6 protein-coding genes are annotated in these 11,070 nt (G+C 73.1%); 2 read left to right on the forward strand and 4 right to left on the reverse strand.

Annotated elements, in window-relative coordinates:
* Nucleotides 1-73: 73 nt before the first annotated feature.
* The 3 genes from G3I53_RS04040 to glgA form a co-directional block, all read right to left on the reverse strand.
* Nucleotides 74-2,701 (reverse strand): PA14 domain-containing protein, encoded by a 2,628-nt coding sequence (locus tag G3I53_RS04040; RefSeq protein WP_164333077.1) that lies wholly within the window; start codon nucleotides 2,699-2,701, stop codon nucleotides 74-76.
* Nucleotides 2,702-2,916: 215 nt separating this feature from the next.
* Nucleotides 2,917-4,179: a glucose-1-phosphate adenylyltransferase gene (gene glgC / locus G3I53_RS04045; protein WP_164333078.1), complete on the reverse strand. Its 1,263-nt coding sequence runs from the start codon at nucleotides 4,177-4,179 to the stop codon at nucleotides 2,917-2,919.
* Nucleotides 4,180-4,231: 52 nt separating this feature from the next.
* Complete coding sequence (glgA, locus tag G3I53_RS04050; RefSeq protein WP_164333079.1) at nucleotides 4,232-5,383, reverse strand: glycogen synthase; 1,152 nt, start codon at nucleotides 5,381-5,383, stop codon at nucleotides 4,232-4,234.
* A gap of 701 nt (nucleotides 5,384-6,084) precedes the next feature.
* Here glgA and G3I53_RS33170 point away from each other — a divergent pair.
* On the forward strand, nucleotides 6,085-7,530 hold the full coding sequence (locus G3I53_RS33170; RefSeq protein WP_203616669.1) for a DMT family transporter: 1,446 nt from the start codon (nucleotides 6,085-6,087) through the stop codon (nucleotides 7,528-7,530).
* Here the strand turns inward: G3I53_RS33170 and G3I53_RS04060 are convergent.
* A complete protein-coding gene (locus G3I53_RS04060) occupies nucleotides 7,520-8,854 on the reverse strand; it encodes a transglycosylase family protein (RefSeq protein ID WP_164332728.1) in 1,335 nt (444 codons plus the stop codon). The genes G3I53_RS33170 and G3I53_RS04060 overlap by 11 nt on opposite strands.
* 465 nt (nucleotides 8,855-9,319) lie before the next feature.
* On the opposite strand from G3I53_RS04060, the gene gndA reads away from it, so the two are divergent.
* Nucleotides 9,320-10,759, forward strand: coding sequence for an NADP-dependent phosphogluconate dehydrogenase (gndA, locus tag G3I53_RS04065; RefSeq protein WP_164332727.1), 1,440 nt, complete (start codon nucleotides 9,320-9,322; stop codon nucleotides 10,757-10,759).
* Nucleotides 10,760-11,070: the final 311 nt, after the last annotated feature.

Raw genomic sequence — 11,070 nt, forward strand, 5'->3', positions numbered from 1 at the left:
CGGGGCGGCCGGGACCCCGTCCGGGGCCGCCGGGCGCCACCCGGACGGGTGCGGGCCGCCCGTGGCAGGGTGGTCAGCGGACACCTCCCGCGGCCGGGCAGCCGGCGGGCTCCGCCCGGGAGGCGTCCCGGATCAGCGCCTCGTGACCGGCCCGCACCCGGGGCACGTCGGGCTTCATCACCCGGCGGTCGTAGGTGAGCAGACCGTTCAGCTCGCCCTCGACGTCCGTGATCTGGGTGTACACGGCGCCGTTGCTGCCCCGGCACACCAGCGCGCGCACCTCGTCCAGCTTGGTGAGGTAGTCGTCGGTGTAGGTGGTCGGGTCGACGTCCACGTACGACATCTGCACCGACCAGGCGTGGCCGGGCACCGCGAGTCCGAGGCCGCCGTACTCGCCGGTGACCAGGGCGCGCCGGCCGTCGGGGCGGGGCGGGAGCGCCGGGCTCGGGTAGCCGTGCTCGTCCATGATGTCGCCGGCGTCGCCGTCGGCGCCCAGGTTGAGCCCGGACTGGTTGTTGACCAGGCGCGAGGGGTCCCAGCTCTTGGCCAGGCCGGCGATGCGCCCGACGTCGTACTGGCCCCAGCCCTCGTTGAAGGTGACCCACATGACGACCGACGGGCTGCTGATGTGCTCGTCGATCATCTGCTTCAGCTCGCGTTCGTAGCGGGCGCGGGACTCGGCGTCCGGGTTCACCCCGGCCGTCATGGACGGCATGTCCTGCCACACCAGCAGGCCGAGCCGGTCGGCCCAGTGGAACCAGCGGTCGGGTTCGACCTTGATGTGCTTGCGCACCGAGTTGAAGCCGAGCCGCTTGTGCGCCTTCAGGTCGTGGGCGAGGGCCTCGTCGGTGGGCGCGGTGTGCAGGCCGTCGGGCCAGAAGCCCTGGTCGAGGGTGGCCATCAGGAACAGCGGCTCCCCGTTGAGGACGGTGCGCGGCACTCCGTTGACCTGCTTGACCTCGATGGAGCGCATGCCGAAGTAGCTCTCGACCCGGTCGGCGCCGACGGTCACCTTCAGGTCGTACAGGAAGGGGTCGTCGGGGGACCACAGCCGCGGATCGCGGATCTTCAGGGTCAGCGGCCTGCCGGTGCGGCCGGTCGCCGTGGCGACCTTGCGCCGCCCGTCGTACGCGGTCGCCGTGACCGGCAGGCCGTCGCGGACGCCCTGCGCCTCGACGGTGAGCCGTTCGCCGGGCACGTCGGGGATCAGGCGGAGCGAGTCGACGTGGTCGCGGGCGACCGGTTCCATCCACACCGTCTGCCAGATGCCCGAGCTGGGGGTGTACCAGATGCCGCTCGGGTCCAGGCGCTGCTTGCCGACCGGCGGGTTCTCCCCGTCCGCGGCGTCCGTCGGGTCGTACACGCCGACGATCAGCTCCTGGGTGCGGCCGGGCTTCAGCGCGTCGGTGACGTCGGCGCTGAACTTGTCGTAGCCGCCCTCGTGGGTGGTGACCTTCGTGCCGTTGACGTACACCTCGGCCCGCCAGTCGACGGCGCCGAAGTTCAGCCGCAGCCGCTGCGCGGAGCCGATGCGCCAGTCGCGGGGCACGGTGAAGGTGCGCCGGTACCACATGCGGTCCTCGTGCCGCTGGATGCCGGAGAGCTGGGACTCCACCGGGTACGGGACGAGGATGCGCTCCTTCAGGTTCCTGCCGACGGGCGGGCGCTCGCCCTCCTCGGCGGCGGCGAACTGCCAGCGGCCGTTGAGGTTGCGCCACTTGTCCCGGGTGAGCTGCGGGCGCGGGTACTCGGGCAGGGCGTTGTCCGGGCCCACCTCGTCGGCCCACTCGGTGCGCAGTTCGTGGGTGGAGCGGTTGGGGCCGCTGCTGAGGAAGGCGTCCACCGGGTCGCCGACGGCGGTGGCCAGTCCGCCCGCGCCGTCGTAGCGGACGTCGGCGGCGCCGCGGGCGGTGCCGGACTTGTTGCCGACGACGGGTTCGGCGAGCGTGACGAGCAGGGACCTGGGGTCGGCCGGGTCGGGCCGCGCCGAGGTCAGCGGCCACTTCGCGCCCCCGATGACGGCGTCGAGGTGCTCGGTGAACCGGGCCGGGGGTGCGGCGAGCGGGCGCGGGAAGTCCAGCTTGAGGGTGCGCCCGGAGGCCAGGACGGTGGCGGCGAGGGCCCCGTCGTAGTCGAAGCCGTCGGGCAGGCGGAACGCCGACTGCGGTACGGGCTTCTTGGTGCCGCCGGGCTCGGTCCAGCGCAGGTGGAGGTTGGAGCCGCCGTAGTGCTCGAAGTACTCGACCTTGATGTCGTGGGCGGTGCCCGCGGTCAGCTCGATCGGTTCGGCGGTCTGTTCGCGGTCCCAGTCGTCGACCCAGTGGTCGATGGCGAGGCGGCCGTCGATCCAGAGGCGGAAGCCGTTGTCGCCGATGATCGAGAAGGTGTGCGGGCCGCTCCGCTCGGGGACGATCTTGCCCGTCCAGCGGACGCTGACGTCGTCGGAGCGCCCGGTGGTGAGGTTGAGGCGCGGCTCCAGGTTGTCGAAGTCCAGGTGGGGGTCGAAGGCGGTGGCCTTGAGCTCGTGGAAGTCGAAGGCGCCGGGGGCGGAGTGGGTGTAGTATTCGCCCTTCAGTCCGTGGATCTCCACCGGGTCGTCCCCGTCCCCGGCCGCGGGCGGTCCGGCCGCGGTCAGTCCGGCGACGCCCAGCGCGGCGGCCAGGAGCAGGGCGAAACGGTCTCTGAGTCGTCTGGTGCGCACGGATCCTCCGTGGGTGAGGAAGTGACGGCTCGGTGCGGGGCTGTGCTGCGTGCTCGGTGCTGCGCCCATGTTTCTTTGTGTGCGTTTCGGCGCCCGTACAACGTTGTCATGAACAGTAGTCGCCATAACAGCACGGATTCCGCCATCCGTCCAGGGACATGACAAGGGCCCCGGTGGTCACATCCGACCGGGGCCCCGCACCGCCGCGCCGCCCTCTACGGCATCGGCACCCGCTGTCCCTTGCCGAGCGCGATCACGCCGCCCTTGGACACCGTGTACAGCTCCGCGTCCCGCTCCGGGTTGACGCCGATCGTCGCGCCCGGCGGCACCTCGACGTTCTTGTCCAGGACCGCGCCGCGCACCACGGCACCCCGCCCGATGTGCACGTTGTCGTGCAGCACCGAGCCCTGCACCACCGCTCCCGGGTCGACCAGGACGCCCGGGGAGAGCACCGAGCGGGTGACCTGGCCGCGGATCAGGCAGCCCGCGCTGATGATGGACTCGCTCGCCATGCCCCCGGCGTTGAACCGGGCCGGCGAGAGCTGTCCCGAGTGGGTGTAGATCGGCCACTGCCGGTTGTACAGATTGAACGCGGGACGCTCGGCGATCAGGTCCATGTGCGCCTCGTAGTACGCGTCCAGGGTGCCCACGTCCCGCCAGTAGCCCTGGTCGCGGGTGGTCTCGCCGGGGACGTGGTTGGCGCTGAAGTCGTACAGGTACGCCTCACCGCGGTCGGTGAGCTGGGGCAGGATCGAGCCGCCCATGTCGTGCACCGAGTTCTCGTCCTCGGCGTCCCGCTGGAGCGCCTCCACGAGCGTCTTCGTCGTGAAGACGTAGTTGCCCATCGAGGCGAACACGCACTCCGGGTCGTCCGCCAGGCCGGGCGGATCGGCGGGCTTCTCCAGGAAGCCCTGCACCGTCTGCCCGTCGGACCCCGGCGTGATCACACCGAAGGCCGCGGACTCGGTGCGCGGCACCCGGATCCCCGCCACCGTGACCCCCGCACCGCTGTCGATGTGCTGGGCGAGCATCTGCCGCGGATCCATCCGGTACACGTGGTCGGCGCCGAACACGGCCACATAGTCGGGCTGTTCGTCGTGGATCAGGTTCAGCGACTGCAGGATGGCGTCCGCGCTGCCCAGGTACCAGCGCGGGCCGAGGCGCTGCTGGGCGGGCACGGGCGTGACGTAGTTGCCGAGCAGGCTGGACATCCGCCAGGTGGTGGTGACGTGCCGGTCCAGGGAGTGCGACTTGTACTGCGTCAGCACGCAGATGCGCAGGATGTCCCCGTTGACGAGGTTGGACAGCACGAAGTCGACGAGGCGGTAGGTGCCGCCGAAGGTGACCGCCGGTTTGGCACGGTCCGCCGTGAGGGGCATCAGGCGCTTGCCCTCGCCGCCCGCCAGCACGATTCCCAGAACCGAAGGACCTCCCCCACTCTCGGCTTCGCTCGAGCGGGGGTACCCCCACCGCCGCATGGCCGCTCCCCTCACGCCGGAATTTTCCCATGACTGCCCCGGACGGGCGGGCCTAAGCCTGTCCGAGGATCTCCTCGTACAGGCGGACCGTGCGGCGGGCCACCGCGTCCCAGCCGAACTCGCCGACCGCGCGCTCCCGGCCGGCCTCGCCCATCCGCCGCGCGGCGGCCGGATCGCCGAGGACCGCGTCGAGGGCGCCGGCCAGGCCCGCCTCGAAGTCGTCGTCCACGTCGACGAGTACCCCCGTCGAACCGTCCGACACGACTTCGGGGATCCCGCCGACCCGGGAGGCCACCACGGGCGTGCCGCAGGCCATCGCCTCCAGGTTGACGATGCCGAGCGGCTCGTAGACGGACGGGCAGGCGAACACGGCGGCGTGCGTCAGCAGCTGGATCACCTCCGGGCGCGGCAGCATCCGCGGGATCCAGTGCACGCCCTCGCGGACCCGGCACAGCTCCTCGTACAGCTCGCGGAACTCCCGGTCGATCGCCGGGGTGTCCGGCGCGCCCGCGCACAGCACCACCTGCGCGGCGGGGTCGATCCCGCGCACCGCCCGCAGCAGGTGGGGCACACCCTTCTGCCGGGTGATGCGGCCGACGAACAGCACGTAGGGGCGCGAGCGGTCCAGCCCGATCCGGTCCAGGGCCTCCGTGCCGGGGTCGGGGCGGTAGAGGGCGGTGTCGATGCCGTTGTGCACGATGTGCACCCTGCCCGGATCGAGCGCCGGGTAGCTGGCCAGGATGTCCTCGCGCATGGCGCCCGACACGGCGATCACCGCGTCGGCGGCCTCGACGGACGTGCGCTCGGCCCAGCTCGACAGGGCGTAGCCGCCGCCGAGCTGCTCGGCCTTCCAGGGTCGCAGCGGCTCCAGGGAGTGGGCGGTCACGACGTGCGGGATGCCGTGCAGCAGCTTGGCGAGGTGGCCCCCGAGGTTGGCGTACCAGGTGTGGGAGTGGACCAGGTCGCGGCCTTCGAGGGCGGCGGTCATGGCCAGGTCCACGGAGAAGGTGCGCAGCGCGTCGTTGGCGCCGTCCAGCGCGGACCAGGGGCGGTGCCGGTGCACGCCCTCCGCGCGGCCCTCGCCCCAGCAGTGCACCTCCAGTTCCACCAGGGAGGCCAGCTCCCGGGCCAGGAACTCCACGTGGACACCTGCGCCGCCGTACACGTCCGGGGGGTATTCCCGGGTCAGCAGTCCCACTCGCACCCGCGGACCCCCTGTCTGAGCGGACGTTGTTCCCATGGTCACTCAGACGGGGCGCGTGGGGAAGAGGAGGACACGCGCGGTACACCTGTGCGGCACGGCAGTGCGGTACAGCGGTGCGGTACACCTGTGCGGGCACGGCAGTGCGGTACGCCTGTCCGGCACGGCAGTGCGGCACACACGGGGCACGCCCGTGCCGTACACACGCGACTCGCAGCGGCACACACACGCGGTGCTCGGCCGGGTCGCGGCGGGGTGCGGCCGGGCTGCCTTGCGGGGGTGTGGAGCGGGTCGGGGACAGGTCACGGGCGGGAGGCGAGCGGGCCGCGACTGGGCGCTGCGAGTGGGGCGCCGCGGTGGGGCTGTTCAGGGGCTGTCGGGGGTCGTGCCGGGGGCCGGTCAGGGGTCGAGTCGGAGGTCGTTCCGGACGTTTGCAGGGGTCGTGTCGGGGGTCGTTCCGGACGTCTGTCGGGGTCGTATCGGGGGTCGTTCCGGACGTCTGTAGGGGGCGTGTCGGGGGTCTCCGTCGTGGGGCGCCCACCCAGGGGATGACGGGGCGGTCTCGGTACTCCATCGGCAGTAGTACGGATTGAGTGCTCAGGGACGACGACGGGAACAGCCGGAAGGGGCATCGTGTTGTCCATGAGAGCCGACCGTTCGCCGCGCCGGGCACAGCGCCCCGGTCCCACGCAGAGGAGCCGCCCATGAGCGCCCTCGCGTTGTCCGTGCTCCTGTCGTTCGTGTCGGCACTCGCCTACGCGGGCGGGGCGATCGTGCAGGAGCAGGTCGCGGTGTCCTCCCCCGGCGAGCAGTACGCGCCGCTGCGCCGGCCCGCCTGGTGGGCGGCCGTCGCGCTGAACGGTCTCGGCGGGCTGCTGCACGTCGTGGCGCTGGCCTACGGTCCGCTGAGTCTGGTGCAGCCGCTGGGCGCTCTCACCATCGTCTTCGCGCTGCCCATGGCGGCGCTGTTCGTCGGACGCCGGGCGGGAGCGACGGCCTGGCGCGGTGCTCTCATGGCGTCGGTCGGTCTCGCCGGTCTGCTGGCCCTGGTCGGCACGGCCGGGTCACAGTCCCTGACCACGCCCCAGCGGGCGGTGGCCGCGACGGTCACCGCCGGGGCCATCGTGGCGCTGATGGTCGCGGCGCGCGCCGTCCACCGTCACCCGGCGGTGCGCAGCATCCTGCTGGCCACCGCGTCCGGTGTCGCGTTCGGCATGTCGTCGGTGTTCACCAAGACCGTCGCCGTCGACTGGGCGGACGGTCTCGCGGCGGCGGACGTGCCCTCCCTCGCGGTGATCGGCGTCCTCGCCACGGCCGGCATCCTGCTCTCCCAGGCCTCCTACCGGGGCGCCGGACTGGCCGCTCCGCTGGCCACCCTCACGGTCGTCAACCCGGTGGTGGCGGCCGCCGTCGGCATCACCATGTTCGGCGAGACGTTCCGCCACGGCACGGCGGGCACGGTGCTCGCGCTCGGCTCGGCGGTGGTGGCGGCCGGTGGCCTGATCCTGCTGACGACCGAACGGCTGGCCCGCGAGCACGGCGCGGCCACCGACCGGCCGGCGGGCACGCGGACCGGCGCCGACGTCGAACCGGCCGCCTCGACGGCCGGGCTCCCCACCCCCGCCTTCCAGGTCCGGGACTTCCCGGCACTGGCCTTCCCGGCCCACGACTTCCGGACCCCGTCCTGGCGGGTTCCCGCGTTCCCCGTCCCGGAGCAGGTGGCGGCCGCGCTTCCGACGCTTCCGGCCTTCGCGTGGGCGGTGCCCGACGTCGATGCCGATGCCGGTGCCGGTGCCTGTGACTCGGGCACGGGGGCCGGTGCGGGTGTCGGGGTGCCGGTCGCGGCTCTGGCCTCCGCCTCCGCCCACGCCTCCGCGCTTCCGACGCCGGCGTGCGCGGTTCCGGTGCTCTCCCCCGCCGCGACGCCGGCGGGCAGCCGCAGCCGCACGGCCGCACAAGGGGCTCCCGCCTTACCGGCGGGGGACGCACCCGGAGCGGTGCCGGCGGCACTGCGGCCGGGCGGGGCGACGGAAGAGGCCGGACCACTCCCCGGGCCGGTGCCCTACGTCCCGTTCCGGGGCGGCCCGTACCTGTACGTGCCGGTGACCGTGCCCGTCATGGCCGGGCACCGCGCGCCCGTCACATCCTGACGCCGCCGGCTCTCAGGTAGGCGACCGGGTCGATGTCCGACCCGAACCCCGGCCCCGTCCGCACCTCGAAGTGCAGATGCGGGCCGGAGCTGTTCCCGGTGTTCCCGGACCGTCCGATGCGCTGCCCGGCGGTGACCGACTGACCGTTCCTGACGGAGATCGCGGACAGGTGGGCGTACTGGCTGTAGCGGCCGTCGGCGTGCCGGACGACCACCTGGTAGCCGAAGGACCCCTCCCAGCCGGCGCTGACCACCCGGCCGTTCGCGACGGACTTCACCGACGTACCCGTGGGCACGGGGAAGTCGACGCCGGTGTGGTAGCCCTTCGACCAGGAGGACCCCGCCTTGTGGTACGGCGTGCCCAGCGGCGCGCCGACCGGCGCGACGAGCCCGCCGCCGGACGCGGCACGGTCGGTGCGGGGCGGGGCGGTCCGCTTCTCAGGGGCCGCTGGCTTCGGAGACGTCCGGGGCTTCTGCCGCTCCTTCTGCCGCTCCTTCTGCTGCCGCTTCTCCTGGGCCTTCTGGCTCTTCTCGGTCGTCTTGGGGGCGGGCGGCTTCGTGCGCTCCCGTGGCGTCGAGGGCCGGTCGGTCTGCCCGGCCCTGCCGTTCGGCAGCGCGAGCCGCTGGCCGGGCAGGATCAGGTCCGGGTCGGCGCCGATGGCCGAGCGGTTGGCGTCGTACAGCTCCTGCCAGCCGCCGCGTACGCGCTCGCCGGACGCGATGCCGGAGAGGGTGTCGCCGCGGACGACGGTGTACATCTCGGCGCGGCCCGCACGGGACTGCGGGGTCTTCTGCGGCTCGACGTCCTCGACGGTGGGCCGGCCGCCCTTGCCTGCCGTCCCGGCCTTCTCTGCCTTCCCTGCCTTCTGCTTCTGGCCGGATCTGGAGTCCCTGGTGTCCTGACGGTCGGCCCGGTCGGTGGCCGGACGGATGTCGGGCGCCGCTCCGCCCCGGGTCAGCCCGGCCCGGACCGAGCACACCGGCCAGGCCCCGGGACCCTGGCCGTCCAGCACCTTCTCGGCGATGGCGATCTGCTGGTCCTTGGTGGCCAGGTCCGCTCGGGGCGCGTAGCGAGTGCCGCCGTACTCCTCCCACGTGGACTGGGTGAACTGCAGGCCGCCGTAGTAGCCGTTGCCGGTGTTGATGTTCCAGTCGTTGGTCGACTCGCAGGCGGCGACCTTGTCCCAGGTCTCCACGTCGGCCGCCTGGGCGACTCCGGTCGCCATCAACGGGAGCGCCATGCCGGCACCGCCCGCGGTGACGGTGAGTGAGGCGCGGTTGATCCTGTTCGGCTGATACCGGCGGTGCCGGCCGCGCACGGCCATGGAGCCCCCTCGACATTGCGTCAGAAGGGGCAAAAGTAAGCGCTCCCCAACGGGTGTGACAAGACGGCTATCGGCCGCCGGGGCGCTCCAATGGCCGGGACTTTTCGCCCAGTTGTGCGCCGGTCCGCGCCTCGCGGGGGCGTGCTGCGGCACGTGTGCGGGGGGCGCGGGCAGGCACCCCGCGCCCCCGGGTGGTGGCGTCCGCCGGCTCGCACGCCTCCCCCGGAGGGTGGCGCGCGGCGGCCCGCTCGCCGGACCGGTACCGGTGTCCGCCGAGGGTTGGCCGGGTCTGCGGGTGAGTGTCCCGGGACTTTCGTCCGTATGAGGCTGCGCGCGTGTCGTGCGACCCGCGCGTGCGGCCGGAAGTGCGGCACGACAGGATGGTCGCGGCAGGACTGGCGGGCACCGACCGGCAGCACCGACGCCCCGGCAGCACCGTTACCAAGGTCATGAGGAGCCAACTCAATGAGCAGTTCAGCGCAGATCGGCGTCACGGGCCTCGCGGTCATGGGCCGCAACCTCGCCCGTAACTTCGCCCGCAACGGCTACACGGTCGCGGTGCACAACCGGACGGCGGCGCGCACGCACGCGCTCGTGGAGGAGTTCGGCGGCGAGGGCAGCTTCGTGGCGGCCGAGACGGCCAAGGAGTTCGTGGCCGCGCTGGAGCGACCGCGGCGGCTGGTCGTCATGGTGAAGGCCGGGGAGCCGACGGACGCGGTGATCGAGGAGTTCGCGCCGCTGCTGGAACCCGGCGACATGATCATCGACGGTGGCAACGCCCACTTCGCCGACACCCGCCGCCGGGAGAAGGCACTGCGCGAGCAGGGCATCCACTTCGTCGGCATGGGCGTCTCCGGCGGCGAGGAGGGCGCCCTGCACGGGCCGAGCATCATGCCGGGCGGCCCGAAGGAGTCGTACGACTCGCTCGGCCCGATGCTGGAGAAGATCTCCGCGAAGGCCGCCGACGGCGCGCCGTGCGTGACCCACGTGGGTCCGGACGGTGCCGGCCACTTCGTGAAGATGGTGCACAACGGCATCGAGTACGCGGACATGCAGCTGATCGGTGAGGCGTACCAGCTGCTGCGCGACGTCGCCGGGTACTCCCCCGCCCAGATCGCGGACATCTTCCGCACCTGGAACACCGGACGGCTGGACTCGTACCTGATCGAGATCACGGCCGAGGTGCTGTCCCACGTGGACGCGGAGACGGGCAAGCCGTTCGTCGACGTGGTGGTGGACCAGGCGGAGCAGAAGGGCACCGGTCGCTGGACCGTGCAGATCGCCCTGGACCTGGGCGTCCCGGTGTCCGGGATCGCGGAGGCGGTGTTCGCCCGTTCCCTGTCCGGGCACGGGGCGCTGCGCGAGGCGTCCCGCCAACTGGCCGGCCCGACGGCGAAGCCGCTGGGCGAGGCGGAGGCCGCGGCGTTCGCGGACCGGGTGGAGCAGGCGCTGTACGCGTCGAAGATCGTGTCGTACACCCAGGGCTTCCACGAGATCGCCGCGGGCAGCGAGGAGTACGGCTGGGACATCGACCTGGGCGCGGTCTCCGCGCTCTGGCGCGGCGGCTGCATCATCCGCGCCGCCTTCCTGGACCGCATCCGTGCCGCGTACGACGCGCGGGCCGACCTGCCGAGCCTGCTGTCCGACGAGACGTTCGCGCAGGAGATCGCCGACGCGCAGGACCACTGGCGCGAGGTGCTGATCGCGGCGACCCGCCAGGGCGTGCCGACCCCGGGCTTCGCGGCGGCCCTCGCCTACTACGACGCGCTGCGCGCGGAGCGGCTGCCGGCCGCGCTGACCCAGGGCCAGCGCGACTACTTCGGCGCGCACACCTACCGGCGCACGGACCGCGAGGGCTCGTTCCACACGCTGTGGGGCGGCGACCGGTCCGAGGTGACGGCGTAGCGCTCGGCTGTGCTCGCGTGAGGTGAACGGTGCGGGGCGGTGGACGGGTGCTCACCCGTCCACCGCCCCCGCGTCGTTTCCGCGGCCATGCCGCTCCGCCGGTCAGGTCAGTGGCGGGCCGGGTTCCGGGTTGGGCACCGGTTCGGGGCCCGGCGGGATGGGTGAGGGCGACGGCCCGGGCGGAGGCCCCGGCCGGGGCGGCGTCGGTCCCGGCGGCGTCGGTCCCGGTCCCGGCGGTCCCGGCGGCGTCGGTCCCGGTGCCGGCGGTCCCGGTTGTGGGTCCGGGGGTGTGGGGCCGGGCGCGGGGTCCG

Origin of the sequence: Streptomyces sp. SID14436, assembly GCF_010548465.1 — a bacterium.
In the GTDB taxonomy this organism is placed as follows: domain Bacteria; phylum Actinomycetota; class Actinomycetes; order Streptomycetales; family Streptomycetaceae; genus Streptomyces.

Coding starts and splice junctions, on each gene's coding strand:
- glgC (WP_164333078.1), bottom strand. CDS start 4,179: ATGCGGCGGTGGGGGTACCCCCGCTCGAGCGAAGCCGAGAGTGGGGGA.
- G3I53_RS33170 (WP_203616669.1), top strand. CDS start 6,085: ATGAGCGCCCTCGCGTTGTCCGTGCTCCTGTCGTTCGTGTCGGCACTC.
- G3I53_RS04060 (WP_164332728.1), bottom strand. CDS start 8,854: ATGGCCGTGCGCGGCCGGCACCGCCGGTATCAGCCGAACAGGATCAAC.
- gndA (WP_164332727.1), top strand. CDS start 9,320: ATGAGCAGTTCAGCGCAGATCGGCGTCACGGGCCTCGCGGTCATGGGC.